23 protein-coding genes are annotated in these 21,756 nt (G+C 55.8%); 9 read left to right on the top strand and 14 right to left on the bottom strand.

From position 1 onward, the window contains the following. Positions 1-2: 2 nt before the first annotated feature. From PSR63_RS27665 to PSR63_RS27650, 4 genes are all read right to left on the bottom strand, one after another. A complete protein-coding gene (locus PSR63_RS27665; protein ID WP_274329477.1) occupies positions 3-539 on the bottom strand; it encodes a hypothetical protein in 537 nt (178 codons plus the stop codon). A 174-nt stretch (positions 540-713) separates the two neighbouring features. Then, positions 714-1,661 (bottom strand): hypothetical protein, encoded by a 948-nt coding sequence (locus PSR63_RS27660; RefSeq protein ID WP_274329475.1) that lies wholly within the window; start codon positions 1,659-1,661, stop codon positions 714-716. 171 nt (positions 1,662-1,832) lie between these two features. Then, positions 1,833-2,378, bottom strand: coding sequence for a hypothetical protein (locus tag PSR63_RS27655; RefSeq protein WP_274329474.1), 546 nt, complete (start codon positions 2,376-2,378; stop codon positions 1,833-1,835). An 80-nt stretch (positions 2,379-2,458) separates the two neighbouring features. Continuing rightward, on the bottom strand, positions 2,459-3,412 hold the full coding sequence (locus tag PSR63_RS27650; RefSeq protein ID WP_274329473.1) for a hypothetical protein: 954 nt from the start codon (positions 3,410-3,412) through the stop codon (positions 2,459-2,461). Positions 3,413-4,220: 808 nt separating this feature from the next. On the opposite strand from PSR63_RS27650, the gene PSR63_RS27645 reads away from it, so the two are divergent. Next, the gene (locus tag PSR63_RS27645; RefSeq protein ID WP_105353146.1) at positions 4,221-4,793 is read left to right on the top strand and encodes a helix-turn-helix domain-containing protein; all 573 of its coding nucleotides are present in this window, start codon (positions 4,221-4,223) and stop codon (positions 4,791-4,793) included. 147 nt (positions 4,794-4,940) lie between these two features. Here PSR63_RS27645 and PSR63_RS27640 read toward each other — a convergent pair whose 3' ends face one another. Together PSR63_RS27640 and PSR63_RS27635 are read right to left on the bottom strand one after the other, a co-directional pair. Next, a complete protein-coding gene (locus PSR63_RS27640) occupies positions 4,941-5,882 on the bottom strand; it encodes a DUF1559 domain-containing protein (protein WP_274329471.1) in 942 nt (313 codons plus the stop codon). A gap of 82 nt (positions 5,883-5,964) precedes the next feature. Then, on the bottom strand, positions 5,965-6,384 hold the full coding sequence (locus tag PSR63_RS27635; protein WP_274329470.1) for a hypothetical protein: 420 nt from the start codon (positions 6,382-6,384) through the stop codon (positions 5,965-5,967). A 556-nt stretch (positions 6,385-6,940) separates the two neighbouring features. Here PSR63_RS27635 and moaC point away from each other — a divergent pair. The 3 genes from moaC (at position 6,941) to PSR63_RS27620 (ending at position 9,579) form a co-directional block, all read left to right on the top strand. Further along, positions 6,941-7,432: a cyclic pyranopterin monophosphate synthase MoaC gene (gene moaC, locus PSR63_RS27630; protein ID WP_274329469.1), complete on the top strand. Its 492-nt coding sequence runs from the start codon at positions 6,941-6,943 to the stop codon at positions 7,430-7,432. 19 nt (positions 7,433-7,451) lie between these two features. Continuing rightward, positions 7,452-8,456 (top strand): polyprenyl synthetase family protein, encoded by a 1,005-nt coding sequence (locus tag PSR63_RS27625; RefSeq protein WP_274329468.1) that lies wholly within the window; start codon positions 7,452-7,454, stop codon positions 8,454-8,456. Between the two features lie 100 nt (positions 8,457-8,556). Then, positions 8,557-9,579: an alpha/beta hydrolase gene (locus PSR63_RS27620; protein ID WP_274329467.1), complete on the top strand. Its 1,023-nt coding sequence runs from the start codon at positions 8,557-8,559 to the stop codon at positions 9,577-9,579. A gap of 45 nt (positions 9,580-9,624) precedes the next feature. Here PSR63_RS27620 and nrdR read toward each other — a convergent pair whose 3' ends face one another. Further along, complete coding sequence (nrdR, locus tag PSR63_RS27615) at positions 9,625-10,107, bottom strand: transcriptional regulator NrdR (protein ID WP_144972636.1); 483 nt, start codon at positions 10,105-10,107, stop codon at positions 9,625-9,627. A gap of 339 nt (positions 10,108-10,446) precedes the next feature. Between nrdR and PSR63_RS27610 the strand changes: the two genes are divergently transcribed. Next, positions 10,447-11,040 (top strand): PH domain-containing protein, encoded by a 594-nt coding sequence (locus PSR63_RS27610; protein WP_274329461.1) that lies wholly within the window; start codon positions 10,447-10,449, stop codon positions 11,038-11,040. A gap of 61 nt (positions 11,041-11,101) precedes the next feature. On the opposite strand, the gene PSR63_RS27605 is transcribed toward PSR63_RS27610, so the two are convergent. Next, a complete protein-coding gene (locus PSR63_RS27605; RefSeq protein WP_274329460.1) occupies positions 11,102-11,956 on the bottom strand; it encodes a deoxyribonuclease IV in 855 nt (284 codons plus the stop codon). Positions 11,957-12,144: 188 nt separating this feature from the next. Here PSR63_RS27605 and PSR63_RS27600 point away from each other — a divergent pair, with 188 nt between their 5' ends. After that, positions 12,145-12,969, top strand: a complete 825-nt coding sequence (locus PSR63_RS27600) for an ATP-grasp domain-containing protein (RefSeq protein WP_274329459.1) — start codon at positions 12,145-12,147, stop codon at positions 12,967-12,969. A 19-nt stretch (positions 12,970-12,988) separates the two neighbouring features. On the opposite strand, the gene PSR63_RS27595 is transcribed toward PSR63_RS27600, so the two are convergent. From PSR63_RS27595 to PSR63_RS27585, 3 genes are read right to left on the bottom strand one after another with little or no spacing between them, the layout of a single operon-like run. Beyond that, entirely contained in the window at positions 12,989-16,066 is a 3,078-nt protein-coding gene (locus PSR63_RS27595; RefSeq protein WP_274329457.1) for an error-prone DNA polymerase, read from the bottom strand. A gap of 2 nt (positions 16,067-16,068) precedes the next feature. Beyond that, positions 16,069-17,604 (bottom strand): Y-family DNA polymerase, encoded by a 1,536-nt coding sequence (locus tag PSR63_RS27590; RefSeq protein ID WP_274329455.1) that lies wholly within the window; start codon positions 17,602-17,604, stop codon positions 16,069-16,071. Then, positions 17,525-18,277 (bottom strand): ImuA family protein, encoded by a 753-nt coding sequence (locus PSR63_RS27585; RefSeq protein WP_274329453.1) that lies wholly within the window; start codon positions 18,275-18,277, stop codon positions 17,525-17,527. Before PSR63_RS27585 ends, PSR63_RS27590 begins: the two co-directional genes overlap by 80 nt. Positions 18,278-18,388: 111 nt before the next feature. Here PSR63_RS27585 and PSR63_RS27580 point away from each other — a divergent pair, with 111 nt between their 5' ends. Both PSR63_RS27580 and PSR63_RS27575 read left to right on the top strand, forming a co-directional pair. Beyond that, on the top strand, positions 18,389-19,060 hold the full coding sequence (locus tag PSR63_RS27580) for an SOS response-associated peptidase (RefSeq protein WP_274329451.1): 672 nt from the start codon (positions 18,389-18,391) through the stop codon (positions 19,058-19,060). A gap of 41 nt (positions 19,061-19,101) precedes the next feature. After that, on the top strand, positions 19,102-19,578 hold the full coding sequence (locus PSR63_RS27575; protein ID WP_274329449.1) for a DinB family protein: 477 nt from the start codon (positions 19,102-19,104) through the stop codon (positions 19,576-19,578). A 1-nt stretch (position 19,579) separates the two neighbouring features. Here the strand turns inward: PSR63_RS27575 and PSR63_RS27570 are convergent, their stop codons facing one another. Together PSR63_RS27570 and PSR63_RS27565 are read right to left on the bottom strand one after the other, a co-directional pair. Further along, positions 19,580-20,062 (bottom strand): NUDIX domain-containing protein, encoded by a 483-nt coding sequence (locus PSR63_RS27570; protein ID WP_274329448.1) that lies wholly within the window; start codon positions 20,060-20,062, stop codon positions 19,580-19,582. Positions 20,063-20,092: 30 nt separating this feature from the next. After that, positions 20,093-20,626: a hypothetical protein gene (locus PSR63_RS27565; protein ID WP_274329446.1), complete on the bottom strand. Its 534-nt coding sequence runs from the start codon at positions 20,624-20,626 to the stop codon at positions 20,093-20,095. Between the two features lie 222 nt (positions 20,627-20,848). On the opposite strand from PSR63_RS27565, the gene PSR63_RS27560 reads away from it, so the two are divergent. Beyond that, positions 20,849-21,337, top strand: a complete 489-nt coding sequence (locus tag PSR63_RS27560) for a hypothetical protein (RefSeq protein WP_274329444.1) — start codon at positions 20,849-20,851, stop codon at positions 21,335-21,337. Between the two features lie 6 nt (positions 21,338-21,343). Here the strand turns inward: PSR63_RS27560 and PSR63_RS27555 are convergent, their stop codons facing one another. After that, positions 21,344-21,754 carry a GNAT family N-acetyltransferase gene (locus PSR63_RS27555; protein WP_274329442.1) on the bottom strand — a complete coding sequence of 137 codons (411 nt, stop codon included), beginning with the start codon at positions 21,752-21,754 and terminating at the stop codon, positions 21,344-21,346. Between the last annotated feature and the right edge of the window lie 2 nt (positions 21,755-21,756).

The following is a 21,756-nucleotide window of genomic DNA, read 5'->3' as shown; positions in this document are numbered from 1 at the left end:
AGCTACTGCCGAAACAGAAAGCTAAACGTCCCTAAGACGATCGCCGTTACCAAAGTCGCGGCCATGATGTCGACGATGGTTAGCTGGCTCCAGGGAGTTGTTGTCATGCCTTGCTTACTGGCTTCCAGAAGCCGCTGACGCCATCGCCAGTTGCCCACCGTGAAGATGAGGGTGGCAATAACCAGAGCGACAAGCCCGATCGACGTGAAGCCTAACTCGGACACGTCCAGACCATGCCGTGAGATCGTTCGGCCGGCATACCACATCAAAGCGATCGACGCGCAGGTCGCAAGGCTGCCCCATTGCAGGCAAATGATCTTCGAGGCGAACACATCCCGCCTGATGCTGGCCATATACTGGGCGATCAACATTGTTACGGCCCATAGAAATACAAACATCGCAATACAGCTTGCTAGGAACGCCGTTCGCCAAGGAGCAAAGATGGCCAACGGCCCCGAGATCATCGCGACCAGCAAACTGATCCCCATGCCGGTCACGGCAAGCTCGGCATGGTCTGGCGAAGGTTGCGGGGTATTCATGACGTTTGCTTTCTTTAAGAAAGCGGACCGTGGTAGCGATGAATCAAAAAAGCAAGACGTAATTCCACCCCAGCCGGACAAAGTAGGAGGCGATCCCAGATATCCAGCCAATGGCAAGCATTCGTAAGAAAACTTCTTTTAACGTGATGTTGTATGGGGACTCAAGGCATGAAGCTATTCCGAGATCGCCAGTTCTTGGTAGAACGCCGTCTCGGTATCACGATCATAGGTGATGGTGTGATGCAGCGTCTCGGTCTTCCAATACACGGCAAGTCCCTTGTTAACTTGATGATTGCCTTCTGAGATCGGCAACGGAATGCGACTGGGGTCTGGCCGGTGTACGTTGAGTGGACTGGCAATTTCTTCCCAGAGGCCGCCATAGTGATGAACGTCCGAGTCCTCGCTGGTAATCCATTGGTGGAAGGCCGCTTCGTCGATCTTGTAGCTGACCAGTATCCGCCCGTCTCGCTGGCGTTCGTACTCAATGGCCTGAGCCCCTGGGGGAACGGCAATCGGCGCATCCGGCACGGAAACGTTTGCTCGATAAAGGGACGGATTGACGCTGGCACGATAGCTGGCCGGGATCATCAGGAGCCCCACAACGGCACAAAAGACCATGATCTCTCGAAGCGAGATCGTGAGCAATCGCGGAGGTTCGTTTCCGGCATGCTTCGCAAGTTTCCATGCCCACCGGCCGTTGAACCAACCACACGTGAGCGAGGCGATCGCAATGCTTGGCCAGATCAACAGGTGTTCCTCGGGCGAAGTTACCGAGGCATCGGGGCGAGTCCAATCGACTGAGTAGACACGGAGGATTAACAACGCAACGTAAAGAACCGCCGGGCCTCCGAGACTTCCGATCGTGGCGAAACGTGCTCCGTGGGGACTATTGCGAAACGTACCGAAGTATTGCCCGAGCATGGTCGCTAGTCCGATTCCCAACATCAGTAGCATGGTGTAGCTGAGCGCACTCGGCCAAAGAAGTTCAAGTCCTGCCATGGCGACGCTGATGATAGCGGCACCGATCAGCAGGACGATCACCGAGACAACGATCAGACCCACCGACGGGCAAAGCGGAGCAGGTTCTGGTGTTGGAGAAGGATCGGTGTGTGGGGCATCCATCGATGCAGGTTATCCAGAAAGAGGAAGCGGCAGAGCTACAATCTAAAGGGCTGCCGATGGCATCGCAACAATTCTTACGCCAGCGGTTGCGACACCTACCGCGTATGCGAATCGTAATAGAGACGAGCCTTTGGTGCGATGATCAGCCAGTGTCGAGTGATGTCAGCCTCGTTAAAGTGGAGGACCAGAAAACGTCCTCTGCCAATAAGAGCTCACGGCCATCACGAAACTGACCGCGACGACAAACCACATCAGTTCCCCTAAGGAGAACTTTTCGCGAGGCTTCGGAGCTGTCCCCTGCTCTTCGGCGGCTTTCACGTGCTGAAGCCAGATCCCGTTACAGACGACGCAAGCCAATCCCGTAACCGAGATCACGGAAGCGGTCGTGCAGCCTTCCCAGTCGATGCCCTTTATGCCCTTTATGCCCTCGTGAACAAGTGTGAAGAAAAGTAGCAGCGTCGTGGGGACGCCAGCCAAGCCTCCTAGAAACGCAGTGACGGACGCTGCTCGCTTGTTGAATCGAAACACGCTTACATACTGCTGCCATGCGACTAACGCGGGATAAGTCACCACGCAGAAAGCCAAACGGAGAAGATTGCCTCCGACGGGTAGCCACGAGATGATGATTCCCAGAGCGAACAGACAAACCGTGATGATACCGATCGCTGTGCAGGCGATAGCAATGGGCGGTTTCAGTGTTTCTGGTGAAGATTCCATGGGCACAAGATAGCCACTACTACCGCGGATTACCATCGCTTGCCAAGGTGAATACGTGATCGGCAGCTTATCGCGGCACGCTAGTCGCGATCGGTCTCGTAGTAATACACGTCGACGTCCAGAGGATCGGACAATGGCGGCCACCTGACTTCGTAGGTTCGTTTGCCGACTTGCCAGGTTGCAATATTCATTGCCCAATAGCCGGTGTGATCGTAGACGCTTCCATACTTCGTTCGCGGTATGGGTTCCGTGCCCCAAACCTCTTCCTGTTTATCGATCGAAAAGTGGACGACCTCAGGGCGTTCCTCTTGCTTCTGTAGCCACTTCTCCAGGATAGAGGGACTTTCGATCCAGTAGGCCCTGATCGTTCCGTCACGATCGCGACGGAACTTGATCTGGTCGGCCTTGTCGGAGACGGCGAAGGGCGTTTCCGCGCGAGGAACATCCTCCACGTAAAGAGATTGATTGGTACCTGCTCGGTAGCTAACCGGTCCGATCGTACATGCCAGCACAAAGGTGACCCCTAGGAGTTCCAGAAGGGAAAAGGACTTTGGTGGTTCATGGGACTCGTGCTGACGGGAAAATGCTACCAGGTTTTGGTACCACTTCCAATTTGCTTGGATTGCCCATGCAGTCAAAGGAGCCAAGACGACAAATACCATGTAAGTCAGCAATTGATCCGAGGCGGTCCGGTTCACGGCGAATTGAATTGTCAGGGTCACAAGCCCAATAAACGACCAAACCAACAAGAAGGATAATAGCCCGATCGCGATCAGCGTGCCGGACTTCCACCTGCGAAAAGTGCTGCCGTACTGCGTGACCAGCAGCACGAGGGCGCAGCCGCCGTAAAACACCGGGTATGAAATGAAGAGTGGATCGTCCTCAATCTCGATCAACGCCACCGAGAGACGAATCGTGGCGATGAGCATCACGAGCAGGGCGAGCACCACGTGAAACCATGTGGGGCGAGGCAATTCAACAGTATTCTCATTTTCCATCGCCACAACATAACCACCGCTGCTAGCGATTGCCATGGCTTCTGTGCACGAAGCTATGAACTTCGATGTGGGAGTGGACGTACGAAGTTGGTTGTGATGATTTCGAGAAAATCTTCGTCTTGAAGAAAGTCTTTCCCGGGTTGCTGGTCTGCGGACATCCGCCGAACAAATCCGATCATCGGCGATGGCCTTTTCATCAGTACTTGCGAATAATTCCATACCACCGGGTAGAACCGCTAGCGACTCATCGCACCGTTAAAACCGGAACAGGACGCACAATCTGTCGGTGCCGCTGGTGGCGATTTTAAAGATCGCAGCAAACAGATCGGAAAGATGCTAAAGAATCACCCCCCAAAACATCGAAATTAACCTTCGGAAGGCTTGTTACACACTTCCCGATTGCAGCACTTGTTGCAGTCGGTGTGATGAAGCAGCCGACCAAGGGGGGAATCTTTAACAAGCTGAAGCTTTCGCAGTGGCGTGACCTCGTCAATGCGTGAGTTGTTCTGTTTGGGATTCTCCCATTGGTCACCGCATCGCCGAGCCGCTGCGAAATGGTGAGTCAGGTTTATTCTTCGGAATGTCCTTTCAATCCTAGTCGTGAGTAGTGGATCCGGTTTCCGCCTTGAAGGCGCGGTTCAGAAGGATCTGAGTACGAGCCACGAGAGAAGCAGCGTTTGTAGCGCCCTGACCCAGACATTGAAAACGAAGACTCTACCCATAGCCGAGTGCGAGGGATCGCCAGAGGAGTCTGAGTGGAAGATGAGGGGCGATTTTCGTGTTTCCGCCAGAACCGGAAACACAGTGGAGGTCAACTCAACGAAAGAGTAATGGAGAGCCTGTGATGAAGGTCTTCACAACAGGACAGGTCGCAAAGATCTGCAAAGTGGCCCCCCGCACTGTGAGTAAGTGGTTTGATTCGGGCCGCCTCAAAGGGTATCGCATTCCTGGTTCCCAGGACCGTCGTATCCCGCGGGAATATTTGATCAAGTTCCTGAAAGAACACGGCATGCCCCTTGGCGACTTGGAAGACGAAGCCATGGCCAAGGTGCTGATCGTTGCTCAGGACCAAGTGTTGGTGGAAAACTTGCGTCGCGAGCTTCCGCTCGAGAAAGCATTCAAGGTCTGCGTGGCCGCGAGTGGTTTCGAGGCGGGAATTCAAGCCGAAGGTTTTCACCCGGACTGCATTATCGTGGATTTCTCGATCGGTCGTATCGAGGCATTGCAGATTTGCCAGAATCTGCGTCGGAATCCGGACTTCGCGGAAACGATTCTGATCGCCTTGCTGCCCGACGATGGAAGCTCTATGAGCTTCGATCGATCCACGATCAATGAGACGTTCAAGAAGCCGTTTGATGCGGCTCTGCTGGCCGAACGTCTGCGAACCTTGATCGGTGCTAAGAAGGAATTGGTCTAAGACCAGATTCTTCGGGGTTACCACAATCCGAGCTTAAAAAAAGACGCCACGATGCAAGTCGCGGCGTCTTTTTTTCGTTCTTGCCCCCTCCTCACCGACGCGCGGTGAAGAGGGAACAAGACCGCCCCCGAAACGCGACGGCGATGACTAGAACTGACCCAGCACGTTACCGTCATCCCGGTTGCTGAGGTTTTGCCAGGTCGAAAGAGATATGGTTTCGGCAACAAAGCGGACCGAACCGTCACCCATGGTTACCTGGACACCGCCAGGATGAAAGCTGCGAGCTGCGACATTGAACCACACACCATTGTGCTGACAGTCGGGGCTGGGTGGGTTCGGAGTGTACTGCGTGTTGAAGCACCAGTCTTGAAAGCGTCCGATCAGCCACGAGTCGCCATTGGGGACGGTGCTCTGTGTGCCCAGGTCCGAAATGCAGGTCGGCCGGGTGCTGCTGCTGGCGTAGAAGTCGCCATGGGTGATCTCTGAAATGGCCATCGTATTCGACAAGCCGTCGGTCACATCGGCAAAACGAACGGTGCCGTTGGCCGCGAAGATACCTTTGCTCTTGCCGTGCACAATTACGGCGGTCCAACCGGTGTTGTTGATGTCGTTGCCGCCCAGGTTCCACGATTTTCCTACGCATGCTGCGTAGTCGGTGGGCGCGGTCGATACCGACGCCGTGTTGCGGGGATCTTCGGCATTGCTGGGGCAGCGGTAAGCTTCGATTTCGACCTGGGCCGGCGTGTTGTTCGAGGTGTAGGCATCGCTGACGTAATTGACTTGCTCGTGCAGAGCCGTTTGTTCGATCTGCGGCAGAATGCGAGCCAGCCAGGTGGTCAGGTTGTTATTCCAAGGACTTGCCTTATCGAAGTACAGGCAACCGAGCGGGAATTGGCCGAACGCATCGTGATAAACATGCGTGGCTAGGCCCAACTGCTTCATGTTGTTGCTGCAAGACATGCGACGGGCGGCCTCGCGGGCCTGTTGCACGGCTGGCAAGAGCAAGGCAATCAGCACGCCGATAATCGCGATGACAACCAGCAGTTCGACAAGCGTGAAGCCGGACTTGCGAGATGAAGGGGCTAACATCGGGGATATCCTTCAAAGAGGTAGGGATAAGGAATGGATCGAATCGGTCATTGGTCTTAAGTGGGTTGGCTGGAGGCTCCGTTTACTTCTCGAGATGGAAGTCGATCGTTTGCTGCCCGGCTTCGACTTCGGCGGTCAGTTCGGTCCGCTCGTTGTACTTGGCAGGCACAAACTGCTTGGTCTCTTCCATTTTTTCGCCGGTCATGACATCCGTATAACTGCGGCCGGTCGGGCGATTGGCGAATATTTGGACTGAGCAATGCCCGATGACGGCTCCGCGCCGATCATTGATATCGGACTCTGTGTCGTATTGGCCATCGGTGATCTTGAGGGCCACCGGGGCGACCGTTTCGGGAATGAACATGATCACGCCCGATTCAACAGGCTCGCCGTCATAGGTGACGGTTCCCTGGACGGCGGCACGGGGGATTCCATCGCCACCGCAGCCACTAAGAAGAAGGCAGGTCATGACCAGGGCTGTCGATAACGCATAAGCTTTCATGAATGACAACTTTCCGACTTCAGAATCAAGGGCAGGAACTGGTCGAGATGAAGGGGGTTGGACTACTCTTAGTGGGGTGTTTGTGCTGCTAGATTTGTAATTAGCCTTGTTAAGGCATTCAAGGGAAAAAAACAGGGCAGAAGGGTAATTAAATGTCACCACCTGGAATGGGATGTCGGATTCCCCGCGATAGCAAGGGGTCTGGCGAATGTTTTCTGCTTCCTTGCCCAGGTTGCCAATCTGAATGTTGGCCTTTGGAAATGCCCTGAATTGCGCGTAAATGGCAGCCTAAGCGGGTCGTTTCCGGCGACTGGTAAGGGGCGTGAGCTGCCTGTCGAGAGGTGATTGAGCGGATGAAATCCCCCTCAACATTCGGGTTAACCGATTCTCACGCGTTGCGGTTCTCATGATTGAGAACACGCGGGTTGCGTGCTGCGGAGATTCGCCCAGAAGCGGGCGAGGGTTTCATCCGCAGAAAACGTTGTCAGCGCCCCTTCTGAAGAATGACGAATCGCCTTAACATGGAGGCATTGGTGATTTTACGTGTGAGGGCTTGATGGCGGATTTCACGCATTTGGATCGCTCTGGGGCGGCCAAGATGGTCGACGTGGGGCAGAAACAAGCTACCCTTCGCGAGGCGGTCGCCGAGGCTTGCGTAAAAATGGAAGCCGCTACCGCAGATGCGATCCGAGATAACCGAAATAAGAAAGGGGAAGTACTGCAAGTGGCAAGACTGGCCGGCATCATGGCGGCCAAGCGAACCGACGAGCTGATTCCCCTGTGCCACGGACTACCGCTGGAAAGCATTGAAGTGGCATTCGAGTTTGCCGATGCAACTCGGCTGATGGTGACCGCCACAGCCCGGGTAACGGCCAAGACTGGTGTCGAAATGGAAGCTATGACGGCCGCTTCGGTTGCCGCATTAACCATTTACGACATGTGCAAGGCAATCGATCGAAGAATGGAGATCGAGCATGTTCGCCTGATGAAGAAGTCAGGCGGCAGGTCAGGTACCTTCCAGCGTGCGTCTGAACCAAAAGCCGAATAGAAAGCGAATCGAGACCATCGTGAATCCTGCGAATCAGACTCCAGCCGCTCCCAGTGCCGAAGCACTGATGCGTTGTTACGGTGGAATCGGTGACGACTTGGCGGAAGTCGAAGCGATTTTGAAGCGGGAGATGTCGTCGAAGTTCCCCAAGGTTAGCGACATCGTTTCGTATGGTTACCTGCTCGGTGGAAAGCGTCTTCGCCCTGCCCTGGTTCTGCTTTGTGGTCAAGCTTGGAGCAACATCACGCCTAGCCATCACAAGCTGGGTGCCGTGCTCGAGATGGTTCACACGGCCACGCTAATTCACGACGACGTGCTCGACGGTGCAGAAACACGGCGTCACCTGGAAACGATTCATCATCGTTGGGGAACCGAGTCGAGCGTACTCGTGGGCGACTTCCTTTTCACCCACGCGTTCTACCTCGCCAGCACGCTGCCAACGACCTTGGCCGCGCAAAAGATCGGTCAGGCGACCAACATTGTTTGCGAAGGTGAGCTTCGACAGATCACGACCAAGGGACGCTTCGACCTGAGTGAAGAAGAGTACCTCTCGATCATCGAAGCCAAGACAGCCGTGCTCTGCCAGTGTGCCTGTGAACTGGGTGCAACCTATGCCGACGCGCCGGAAGAAGCGAACAAGCAGGCAGCCGAATACGGACGATGCCTGGGCGTTGCTTTCCAGATTGTCGACGATCTGCTCGATATCGAAGGCGACACTGATCGAACCGGCAAGACGCTTGGTACCGACCTGGCCCAGCGTAAGCCAACCCTGCCGATCATCCATGCGTTGAAAGTCGCTCCGTCGGAAACGAGAGCCGAGATGTTGGCTGCCCTGCAGGCCGAGTCGCCTGATCCTGCCCAGGTCATGGCTTGGCTTGAAGAGTTCGACAGCGCGGCTTATGCCCGGCAAACGGCCATTCGCCACGTAGAGACCGCGTTGGCAAGTATCGCCCAGTGGCCCGAAGGGGACGCGACGACGGCTCTGCGTCAACTCGCGGAATTCGTTCTCAAACGCTGCTATTAGAAGGCCGGCTATTCTCGCGAATGCTATCGCGGTGCTTTGCTGTCGAATATGCTAGAGGGAAACAGACCCCCTTCCCTCCCCTGTCGAACGATAGCTCACCATGCGATTTCTTACCCTCTTGTCCCTGACGCTGCTCGTTACCATTGTTCCCTCTGTCAGCCAGGCCCAAAAGGTTTCTGGCAATGGCGACTTCGTCATCGGACCCGATTACCACATCGATCCCGACCTGACCGACCAAGGCAATCCCAAGGGGAAGTCGTTTGAGTTCTCGATGCCGCTGGCCGAGAGCAAGATCTTCGACGGCAAAGACACGACGCTCGACCCTAAGAAGGAAGTGCGGACCGAACGGAAGATCTTCGTCTATGTTCCTGCCGCGTATGAAGACGGCACAAAGGCACCGATTCTGGTTTCTTTCGATGGCCCCAGCCGCTTGAACCTGGTTCGCAACGCGCTGGATAACCTGACGATCTCGAAAGATCCGAAGCGGAAGCTGCCAGCGTTCATCGCCATTGCCGTGCAAAACGGTGGCAATGATGGCAAAGGAAGCCAGCGTGGTTTGGAATACGACACCATGTCCGACCGTCATGCCCGATTTATTAATGACGAAGTCCTGCCGGCCGTGTTGAACAATCCCGAGATCAAAGTCGCTTATCCAAATATCGCTTTCACGGAAGATCCGTGGGGCAAAGCCGTGATGGGATGTAGCTCGGGCGGCGCTGCGGCGCTGACGATCGGTTGGTTTCGTCCCGACCTGTTCCGCCGCCTGATTACGTACTCCGGCACGTTTGTCGATCAGCAAGACGATGACGCACCTCAGGAGAAGGACTATCCCCTGGGCGCGTGGGAGTATCACTCGAGCATGAAGCTGATTGAAAACAGCGAGAAGAAGCCGCTGCGGATCTTCACGCACGTCGCCGAGAACGACAACCGCGCCAACGATCCCGAAGAGACCTACCACAACTGGGTCATGGCCAACAATCGAACCGCCGCCGCGCTGAAAGCCAAAGGCTACGACTACCGCTACATCTACAGCAAGGCTACCCGCCACTGCGACAAGAAGGTCTTCGAGCTGACCCTGGCCGATACGCTGGTTTGGATGTGGGACGGGTACAGCCCAAATTAGTGCTGCACGAAGAAAGAAACGTCCGCGTGCCGAAGTTCCAAACGTCTACGAAGAGGGCTTCGGTACGCTTGGGGCGTACTTCTTGAGCATCGGCTGCAGTTCGTCGACGAAGTCCCGCACGTCTTTGAATTCTCGGTAGACGCTGGCGAAGCGGACGTAGGCGACCTGATCGATCGCGTGCAGATGCTGCATGACCATCTCGCCGATTAAGCGGCTTTCAACTTCCCCTTCGTACTGCGAATAGATCTCGCTTTCGACTGCCGCCACGATCGCTTCGATCTGGGCTTCGCTGATCGGTCGCTTCCAGCAGGCCAGCGACAAACCGCGTTTGATCTTTTCCGGATGGAACGGTTCGCGGACGTTGTCCTTCTTCACGATCTTGATATCAAGTTCTTCGACCCGCTCGTACGTGGTATAGCGCCGTTTACAACCGAGGCACTCGCGGCGACGGCGAATCGAGAAACTGTCCTGGCTTGCGCGTGAGTCAATCACACGGTCGTTGTCGGCTCGACAGAACGGGCATCGCATTGGGCTTACTCGATATCACGATGACGCGAACAAAAAAAGTGCGCGGTCACCGTCAAGGAAACTGCTTCAATCTTCATAGTTTGGCCTGAACTTTCAAATTGAGCAAGCTAAGTCTTCTTCAGCAAACAAGATAACTCGCAATTCCGCCGACTTAATAGGCGGCGTAGTTCTGGAAAAACTCGCGACAGGGACGTTTTTTGAGCCTTCAGAAACTCTATAATGGCCGGGAAAAGGATCAAGATTGGCCTCGTTTTTGCGAATATTCGCTCAGAGGTATCCCCCCCTTTTTCAAGAACCACGCAGGCCCCCCTGCTTTTTCCATTGGGAAGGAATTGAACGATGGACTCGAGCAACCCCAACGATGCTGGCAACCCGCCTAACTTCAGTACGCCGAACGACGCCCCTACGGATGCGGGCGAGCGAGACCCCGGTGCAGAGTTCTCCGCGGGCAAACGAAAGGCCGGCGGCGGTGCTGACGAACATATCTGGAGCGGTGGATACTCGGCCGTCGATCAGAGCGGCAGTTTCATGATCCTGACTCTGATCACCATCGGGCTGATCGTGGGTGGCGTCTTCTTCTGGCCGATTTTGATTGCGATTCCCGTGCTTTGGATCGGACAATTCATCCGCGTATGGTGGATCAAAATGGGGGTCGCCTACGAGCTGACCACCCGCCGCTTCATTCACGAGCACGGTGTCATCAAGCGAACGACCGACCGGATCGAAGTGATCGACATCGACGACGTGACGGTCGAACAGGGTATTCTCGATCGTATGTTCAATGTTGGTACGATCCGGATTACCTCCAGTGACCGCACGCACCCCGAGCTTCGCATTCCCGGTATCAAGGAAGTGAAGAAGGTCGCGTTGATGATTGACGATGCCCGCCAGGTTCAGCGCGATCGCCGCGGCGTTTACATCGAATCGGTGTAAACAGCTACCCGACGATAAAAAGGGTGCGCACGAGCGCACCCTTTTTTCTTTTACGCCCAGACTATTTGATCAGAGACCTGAGTGTGGCCAGGTTCTTGGCGTCGTTCAGTACGCCATCTTCTTCCCCCTTGGGCGTTTCCAGATACATGGGGATCTTCTTGAAGCGGCGATCGTTGAGCATGTGACGAAACGCTTCGATGCCGATTTTTCCTTCACCGATATGATCGTGACGGTCAACCCGCGAACCAAGATCCTTCTTGCTATCGTTCAAGTGGATTGCCCGCAGCTTGTCGAAGCCGATCAACTTATTGAAATCCTTGAAGGTCGCTTTGAAGTCCTTCTCTTCGGAAATCGGGTAGCCGGCGGCAAAAATATGGCACGTGTCCAAACAAACGGCCACACGTTCCCCTTCTTTGACCCCTTCCAGGATCGACTGCAGGTGCTCGAACTTGTGCCCGATCGAACTACCCTGCCCGGCGGTCGTTTCCAGCAGCAGCGTTACCGGGCAATCCGGCAGCTTCTGATGAAGTTCATCGATCGCCTTAACGATTCGCTCGATCCCTTCTTCGAGCGTCGCTTCCATGTGGGCACCTGGGTGAAACACCAGGTTCGGGATGCCTAGTTGCTCGCACCGCAGCATCTCGATCCTTAACCCTTCGACCGACTTCTCCCACAGCTCCGGCTTCGGCGAAGCCAGGTTAATCAGGTACGAAGCATGGCAAAGCGGGGCATTCACTTTGTGCTTCGCCAAAGCATCTTGAAAGAGCGAAACGTCCTTGTCGGTAATCTCCTTGGCCCGCCACTGGTTGTTGTTCTTGCAGAAAAGCTGAACGACATTCATATCGACTTCGGCAGCTGCTTCGACGGCTTTGTAGTAGCCGCCGGCGATCGACATGTGGGCACCAATTGGGGGCATGCTAATCATTCTCCAGGTCAAAAGTCGGTAGCGATTTATGTCGCTCGTAGCCTACCAAAAGCCGGGTTCACTCGCTATTAGCCTTGTGTAACCTATCTTGGTGTACAGTCGCTAACGGCCCGCCTAAAATTCCAGTCAGGACTCCCTGCCGTTTGTTGCCGAAATACTGACTTAAGAAATGTTGTATCGTGGCTGAACTTCTACTGGTTGACGATCTGCTTTGGGTTTGGACTAACCCTATTGGTGTCGGTATCTACGATTTCGATTTCCGCAACTTCTTTCCGTGTCGACAGCCATGGCAGCGTCCGCAAGAGTTAACAGCCGTTGGCAGATGTGGAGCGTTGGAAGATTATTCGACTGAATATGACAATCTACGGGATGAAGGTGTTCGCCTTATTCACACGCCGCAGCAGCATGAGATAGCGAGCGAGTTGGCTCAGTGGTATCCGTTGATTGAAGGGCGAACACCTCGGAGCAAAGTCTACCAAGACGCACCTAGCGGACAGGCCGTTGCGGAAACATTTCAATTTCCTGTCTTCGTCAAAGGCTCACGGCAAACCAGTCGTCATCAAAAGTCACTGTCCATCGCCAATTCGCCGGAAGAGTTTGAACAGCTTATGGCAAGGTATGCCAGCGATCCGATCTTGAATTGGCAATCGGTAGTCGTAAGAGAGTTTGTTCCATTGCGTCACGTGGAGAAGAATGCTCAGGGAAAGATCGATAGTTCCTTCGAGTTCCGGACGTTTTGGTGGAAACGTCAATTCGTTGGTGCTGGTCGCTACTGGTGGGAAGGACGTGCGTATCAATGGTCAGATGTCGAGAAGTCAGAAGCTCTTACTCTAGCGGAATCGGTGGCTTGTCTGATCGATGTTCCCTTTTTGGTAATCGACTTGTCGATGACGGCGGATGGGGAGTGGATTGTTATCGAGTGCAACGATGGGCAGGAAAGCGGCTACGCAGGCGTGTCGCCCATTTCCCTTTGGCAGAATATTCTAGAGATTGAGCGTTCGTAGAAGTTGTTTTCCTACAATATCACCGAAAATCACGCGACTTCAATTCCAACGCAGAAAGACGCGTTGAGAGGTCTTCCACGCGGCGGACAATGACGTGGATCACTGTGTGTTTGCACTCGACTTTGCCATGCACCAGCCATGTTTGCGAGTGGCGGGTAATCTTGCGGAAGCGTTCCCAGGTCTTGGCGTGAACCACGAGATTAGCGGTGCCAGTTTCGTCTTCGATGGTCACGAAGGTAATCCCCTTGGAAGTGCTGGGACGTTGCCTAAGCAGCACGATCCCCGCGACTTTGACTTGGGTGTCATTCGCGACCTGTGCCAACTGCTGTGTTGGCAGGATGCCCAGTCGCTTAAGCCGTTCGCGTTGGAAGGCCATGGGATGCGAACGCAGCGACAGGCCGGTCGTGCGGTAGTCTTCGTAAACTTCCTCTTCCGCGGGCATCGTCGGCAAGATCGCCAGGGGTTCCGCTGGTGGTTCCAGGTCGTCAAACAGCGTCTTTTGGCGTGGCTTCTTCGCGGCTGCCAGGGCACTCCAGAGTGCTTCACGGCGACCTGGGCTCAGGCTGGCCAGTGCATCGGCCTCGGCCAGTAGCTCCACCTGAGCTAGCGTCAGCTTGGTTCGTCGCAGGAAATCATCCATCGACTGGAAGGAGCCCTCTTGCCGGCAGTGGGTGATCAAGTCGGCAGTTGCTTGAGGCAAACCATGGATGAGTCGAAAGCCGAGACGAACCGCGCCTCGTTCGATCTGACAGTCCCAGTCGCTGCGGCTGACATCGATCGATCTCATTTCCACCTGATGGTTCTTCGCGTCCTGCACTAGCTGGGCCGGGGCATAGAACCCCATTGGCTGGCTGTTGATAACGGCGGCCGCGAAGTGAGCCGGATAATAATGCTTGAGCCAGGCCGACACGTAGACCAGCAAGGCAAAACTGGCTGCATGGCTTTCGGGAAAACCGTACTCGCCGAAACCTCGGATCTGGCGAAAAACCTGCTCGGCGAATTCTCCTTCGAGGCCATGCTGCTTCATGCCGTCGAGCAGCTTCTGACGAAACTGATCGATGATGCCTGGTCTGCGCCACGCTCCCATGGCCCGACGCAGCTGATCGGCTTCGCCCGGTGAGAAGCCTGCCGCGACGATCGCTAACTGCATGCACTGCTCTTGAAAGAGCGGCACGCCCAGCGTCTTCTTGAGTACCTCGCGTATAGCATCGTTGGGATAGCTTTCTTCTTCCTCCCCGAACCGTCGCCGCAGATAGGGATGGACCATGTCGCCTTGAATGGGGCCAGGTCGCACGATGGCTACTTCGATCACCAGATCGTAGTAGCATCTTGGCTTCAGCCGCGGCAGCATCGACATCTGCGCGCGGGATTCGATCTGGAACACGCCAATCGTATCAGCGCGGCAGATCATGTCGTAAACCTGCGAATCTCCTTCGGGGATGCTGGCTAAGGTCAACGACTTGCCGGTCGTCTGCTGAATCAAGTCGAAGCATTTGCGAATTGCAGTCAGCATGCCCAGTGCCAGGCAATCGACTTTCAGAATCCCCAAGTCATCCAGGTCGTCTTTGTTCCACTGGACGACCGTGCGACCTTCCATCGAAGCGTTTTCGATCGGCACGAGTTCATGCAAAGGACCTCGTGTGATGACCATGCCTCCGACGTGCTGCGAAAGATGCCGGGGAAATCCAATCAACTGGCCCACCAGGTAGACAAACTGCTTGCCGGTGTGGGATTCGGTGTCGAGGCCGGCCTCTTGGCAGCGCAGATGAAAGTCGCCGGCTGCCCGGTAGTGATCGGCATTCTTAGCCAGGCGGTCGACCAGTTCCAACGAGAACCCCAGCGCTTTGCCCACGTCACGAATGGCGGAACGCGGACGATAGGTGATCGTCACGGCGGCGATGCCGGCTCGCTCGCGACCATATTTGTCGTACAGATACTGCAGCACTTCTTCGCGGCGTTCGTGTTCAAAATCGACATCAATGTCCGGAGCTTCGTCTCGTTCGCGGCTGATGAATCGTTCAAACAAAACATCGATTCGCCCGGGATCGACGGCAGTCACTCCCAGACAGTAGCAGACGGCCGAGTTCGCGGCGGAGCCTCGTCCCTGGCAAAGAATCTCTCGAGAGCGGGCAAACCGCACGAGGTCCCAAACCGTCAGAAAATAGGGCTCGTAATGAAGCTCTTCAATCAGTTCCAGTTCGTGCTCGATCAGCTGGCGAATCTTATCGGGCACTCCTTGAGGATACCGGTTGGCGGCTCCTTGCCATGTGAGATGCTTGAGATACTCGATGGGCGTGTGACCTGGCGGGGCCAGCTCTTCCGGGTATTCGTAGCGAAGCTCCTCCAGCGAAAACGTACACTGCCGAGCGATCTCTTGGGTGCGCTTCACGGCTTGCGGCAGGTCGGCGTAAATCGCACTAATGGTATCGATCGAGCGAAGATGCCGCTGGGCATTGGCCTGAAGTTCCTCACCTACCTGGGCAACGGTGGTTCGCAATCGAATCGCCGTCACCACATCGTGCAGTGGCTTTCGCTCAGGCGTATGAAACAGAACCCCGCCAGCGGCAACCAGGGGCAATCGCATTTGCTGGGAAATCTCCTGCAGCCAACTGCGCCGGTCGCGATCGTGCGGGCCTCGATGAAGCTCGGCCAGCAAGTACAAGTCATCGAACAGATCTCGATAGGGTCGGGCCTCAGGAAGAGAAAAGTCTTCGTGGCAATCCGGCGGAACGATTGCTGCGATCAGTCCTTCGGTGTGCTGGGCAATGTCATCCAGAGTGAGGTGGCATTCCCCCTTGGGGGCTCGTCGTCTGCCGGTGGTGATTAAGCGACAAAGGTTGGCATAGCCTTGTCGATTTTTGACCCAAACAACAATTGGCGGGGCATCCAGCGGGCGGATCTCCGAGCCGACAATCAGTTTGAGCGGATGGTCTTTGGTGGCCGTATTCGCGCGGACGATGCCTGCCAGCGTGTTGATGTCGGTTACGGCCAGCGCCGAGTAGCCCAGTTCCGCGGCGCGAGCAACCAGTTCATCAGGGTGCGAAGCTGCCTGGAGAAACGAGAAGTTCGTTAGGCAATGAAGTTCGGCGTAGTTCATGGTTAAAACCACTCTCCGTGCCAGAACCAGCGACCATCTTGAAGACGCCGAAATACCCAGAGCCACTCACCGGTTGCCGTTTCCACGCGATAATAATCACGGCAAACGTACTCGCCTTGCCACCAGCCGGTTTCGATTCTTTCCGGCTCCGAGCAGTCGACAAGTTCGATACGCCGCTTCTTCCAAAACAGAACCACCGGTGGGCCATCGGGGATAGAAGCGAGCACCTCAACTGGTCTTGGCTGGACGAATAAGGCCGTCGGTCGATCGAGTCCGTGAAACCGGCTGCTGTAGGACGTGGGGCTCAGAAGGGATGAACCGGTCACCGAGGCCAACTCGACCGATCGCTCCGGGATGGGATTTGGAAATAGAGAGGGAGCCACCACGGCCTGTTCTCCCAGGCGGCTGCTGAAGCGATTCAGTAAAAGGGAAAGCTGGCGAGATTGGTCCCGCGAGATGCCTTCCAGGAATGCTTCCTGCGATGCTCCTAAAGGAGCGACCTCGTGGGCTTCGATGTGCAGGCCTACAACAGGCGAGGTAAGACGAAACTTGTCCAAACGGATGCGGAAAAGCTCGTGGATATGTTGCTGGTCGCTGGTCGTTTCGCACAGACGTACATCGAGCAGCTGCGTCGTGCGGTCTTCGAGTACGAACCGACATTCCAGGTGTCGGGTGCCTAGCCGCTTCGGGGCCAGCAAGTCGAGCAGTTGCCGCAGCAGGTAAAACACAAGCTGGCGGATTGCATCTGGGTTGGTAATGCCTTCTTCCAAGGTTTTCTTAACCCGGTACTGAGGCAGCGGATGGCATGGGGTGACGGTCTCTGGGATTTGTCCGGTGAACTGGTCGAGGCGAGTCAGAAGCTCGTTTCCCAATCGACGCGCAAGGGAAGCCCGATCGAGCGTCATCACTTGGGCAATCGTGGTGATCCCCAGACGCAATAGCTTCCGCAAAAGGGGCTCGCTCAGACGCAACGCCGGCAGCGGCAGCCTATGGAGTTGCCGTGCTTCCGTGCTGGGGATGACGATCGGGCGGTTGGGCTCTGCCAGGTAGTGAGCCGCGGCCCAGGCAGTTCCGATGGTATCGCCGATGGCTATCCGGCCAGCGAATTGCCGGCGGGTCGCTGCTTGATTCAGTTGATCGGCCAGGGCCTGTTCACCGGAGAAGAAATGAGCGATGCCTGTCACATCCATGAGGATGCTCTCTGGAGTATCCGCTTCCTCGATGCCAATTCGGAAGCTGAATCGCTCACATCGCAGGGCAATCTGTACCAGGGCCTGTCGATCTTGAGCCGGCTGCACCTCTTCTACCACTAAGCGATCGTTGGGGCCGGCAAAGGTTCGAGCTTCCGAGACCGGCATGCCAATCCGCACGCCGCGCCTGCGGGCAAGCCGGTTGCCGTAACGAACGAAGTCGCCTTGCTTTCTCGACTCGGTTAACAGCAATACGCACTGCTCTAGCTCAGGCTGAGTATTGATACGCCGCTGCAGTGCCCAGTCGGCCAACCAAAGGCAAAGGATTCGCTGAGGTGTTCGTCCCATGGAGCGTTCCCTTCACTCGGTTAATCATGATGTCTGCTTGGGACCTTGGGGGCTTGCGGTAGCTGGAAGCCACCTCGACCCGTACACAGGGAGAGCCCTGCCGCGAAGGGGATGGCTGCACCAACAAACGTGCCTCTGCCCATGATGGTTGACGCATGGCTTGGTTGGATCGCACCAAGAAGCCGATGCCGGCCGCCGCCTCGGCCGCTAACTGTAGTCGCCGGAAACTGGTGCTGTTGAGCCGCTCGAGATTGGCCCATACCAGGCCGATCGATTCCGATCGCAGCGCCTCTTCACATGCCCACAGGGCTTCCTTTTCTGAACGAGGACGAATGAGAATGACCCTCGATAGATCGAAGCCTAATAGCGAAAGCGATAGCGGAAAAAGCTCGTGATGCACGTCGATCAGGACTGTGGGACTTTCTTGGGGACAGATCGCTTTCGCAGCAATCAGCGAGAGCGTTCCTGCCCTGCTGGCAGAACTGTTACCCAACCATTCAATGAGGCTCCCTCGCCGTACACCGCCACTGGGAAGCAGCGCATCCAAGTCGTCACAACCGGTGGAATAAACCGTCTTGGCATTCGGGGAAGTTCCCTGCTCCCGAGCCCAGATCTGATTCTGAAGTTCGGCAATCGTTTGCTGGCGGGTATCGTGATAGTCGAGTTTTTCCATGTTCAGTCCCTCGCACGGAATGTATACATGCGTACACTATTTGTCAAGCGTCTGAAAAAGAACAATTCTGAGGCGTGAAGCAAAACTCGATAACCAAGATCACGGAATGCCATGTGCGGTCGATACACCTTACGAGCTCGTCTGAACCAGCTTTTGCAAATCTATGGTGCGCAGTCCGAGGTCGAACTCATGCCGCGGTACAACATTGCGCCTACGCAGGACGTTGCTGCCGTCAGGTCCACGGCCGATGCCAACGCACGCGAACTGGTGCTGCTACACTGGGGGCTGATCCCTTCCTGGGCAAAAGATCCGAAGATCGGCAATCGGATGATCAATGCCCGCGGAGAAACGGTCGCCGAGAAGCCTTCGTTCCGCACGGCTTTCAAACGTCGGCGTTGTCTGGTCTTGGCCGATGGGTTTTACGAATGGCGAAAAGAAGGCAAGGCCAAGCAGCCGTACTACATTCGAATGAAAGACGAAGCGCCAATTGCCTTCGCCGGCCTATGGGAGCACTGGAAAGGGAACGGCCTGACGATCGAGTCTTGCACCATCATCACCACCAGCGCCAACCAGCTTATGTCCGAACTGCACGACCGCATGCCGGTGATCCTCTCGGGCCAAGATATCGATACCTGGTTAGATCAAACGATCGATGATCCGGAAATCTTGCAGCCGATGCTGGATCCTTACCCGGACGACGAGATGGAAGCCTACCCCGTCAGCACGCTGGTGAATTCACCAAAGCATGAAACGAGCGAATGCATTGAGCCGGTTGCCAAGTGACAACCGAGACGAAGTGAAACGAATCGTAAAGGAGCAACGCCATGTCTGACCAGGCACTGCGAGATCATGTCCTGTACGTGCTCAAAGGTGGTGGAGCACATCTTGGGTTCGAGCAAGCCATCGATGGTCTACCACGTGAACTGCGTGGGGCGAAGGTCGACGGCTGTCCTCATACGGCGTGGCGGCTGATCGAGCATATGCGGATATGCCAGTGGGATATCTGGCAGTTTTCCGTCAATCCCGATCACATCTCACCGGAGTTCCCCGATGGCTTGTGGCCGGCAACCGATGCGCCACCGGATGACGCTGCCTGGGATGCTTGTGTCCATCTGTTTCGTGGAGATGCCCAGGCCATGATCGACCTCGTTGCCGACCCCAGCATCGATCTGTTCGCCCCGATCCCTCACGGCGACGGACAAACGATTCTCCGCGAAGCGTTACTGGTCGCCGATCACAACGCCTATCACCTCGGGCAACTGGCGATGCTCAGGCGATGCCTGGGGGATTGGAAAGATTGAATCAGTCGAGAGTCGGCTGACCTTTAAGTTTTTCGGCCAACTCGTCGATCAACGCGACCTGGGCCGGGTTGATTTTCTGCTTCGCCTCCGACAAGTCAAAGAACTCGGCTCGATCGATTTCCGGAATCTCGATCTGTCGGCCAGACCTGGGTGGCCACTCCAGCAGGCATGTATTGGACACGATGGTTGCCGGGGCGTCGTCTCGTTCAAACGCCCAGGCATGTACAACCTTGCCCCCCTTTTGCTTGATCGGCGTCAGCTCGATGAATGGCCCTGCTGCCGTGAAGCCTGTTTCTTCGTGAAACTCTCGCTGCGCCGCATCGAGAAAGTCTTCCCCTTCTTCCGGCTCCCCTTTAGGAATCGACCAGACGCCGACGTCTTTCTTTTGAAAGAAGGGACCGCCTGGGTGCGCGATGAAGACTTGAAGCTGCCCTTGCCGGACGCGATACATCAACAGACCGGCACTTAGCTTTGACTTGGCCATGGAATCGCCCAATGTGTTGATTCAAATCTCTTACAGCAACATCCGCAGCATTGCCACCAGCAAGAAGCCCAAAAACAGAATCCCGTAGCCAATCACTCCGGCCATGCCCAGGTAGTTCGCCCATAGCAGCATCACCCGGCCGTTGGGGTTCATGTGCTGCTTGTCGATCTCTTCCAGGTCCGAGTGGGCCATGCTCCAGGCTGCGATGCTGAAGATGGGGCAGACGCCTAAAAGTCCAACCAGGGCAAAGATTAAACTGGGGATTCCGCGGTGTGGTAGCTGGTACGGGGCATTGGTCTCGTTGAGCTTCACCTGGTGAAACGGCGAGCCAGAGCCGACCTGCTCGGGCAGGGCCAAAATCGGGTATCTTTGATCCGATTTTTCCCAAACCTGCGAGTCGGTCCTTCGCAGTTCGCATTGCCGATCAATGCGCCCTTCCTGCACCCACTGATCCAGTTCTTTTGAGGGAACCGGACCGAAAATCTGCCCTTCGGGAATCTTGACGAAGAATAAGGGTCCTTCGTCGGGCGATGCAGTCTGAGAGGGCTCCGGAGCGGACGACATACGATGACGCAAAGGAAAGAGTTTTGATAAGACAGTGAATTGGCGACCATGGTAGCTTCTTGCCGCAGCGCGTGCCAGCATCGGCGAAGTTGCGGTAAATTCGTTGTATTTCTGGGCCGGTGGTCCTTAGAATAAATTGCATCTTAATTATTTCGATTGGGTGCGGCCCCTAAGACTATTCCCGGCAGTGCCCGAGTCGACTTTTGGCTGAGGATGATGACCATGTGGACGATTTGGATCGCAATTTGGATCTCGATTGTGGTCCTCGTCGTTTTGATTGGTGCGTGGGGATTGGCGGAGTGGATCCGCGACCGTCGCCGGTACCGGCTGAGCAGCAAGAATCAGGAGCAAGCTAAGCAGCGGTTCCGTCTACGCCGAGAATGGCTGGAGGCTGAATTCTTGAAGGTCGCCGCCGCCAGTGGCAAGCCGAGAGGTTTGCGCTGGGTCGATTGCGAGTTTGGCGACGACGTTCAATATGCCTGCGACGAAGAGTACGGTCTGTTGCGCGCGTTTGTCTCTTTGACCGTCCGCTTCGAGGCCATCGAAGGAGGAGACATGGAAGAGGTCGAGGCCGTTGGCAATTTACGGGCCGCGACTGGTGTCTTCGAATACGATGGTGAACGCTGGATCGCCAATCCCCGTGCCATTTTTAACCTGTCACCCAACCAGGCCATTCTGCACTTCAAGCATCGCTCGGTGTCGATCGATTAACACTGGCTACAGTTGCTTCCGCAGAAAGTTCCTCTGCTGACCTTGCGGGTAGTCCTCTAGCTTGCCGAACGGCTCGTAGCCGAGTCGCAAGTAGAATGCAGGCGACTGGAATGTAAACGTATCGACCCACGCTCCACGGCAGCTGCGCTGGCGTGCGATCTGTTCGGCCTGCTCGACAAGCTTTCGCCCCAGACCTTTTCCTCGGTAGCTCTCGTCGACGGCCAGCATCTCGATGTAAAGCCACTCCCAGTTCGTGTAGCCGACCAGGCCGGCGATTACCTCGCCCTTCTCGTCGATCTTGAGCACCACCGGCTCAGGCTCAAAGGGAAAGCCACTGGCCTGGGCATTCTGCGAAAGCAACGCGATGACGGCCTCTTCGACCCCATCCTCTTTCGGCTGAGCTTGTTCGACGTGCATGA

The sequence above is a fragment of the Bremerella sp. P1 genome, assembly GCF_028748185.1.
Classification (GTDB): Bacteria; Planctomycetota; Planctomycetia; order Pirellulales; family Pirellulaceae; genus Bremerella.
The sequence above is the reverse complement of the archived record's forward strand: the minus strand, read 5'-3'. Positions and strand labels throughout refer to the sequence as shown.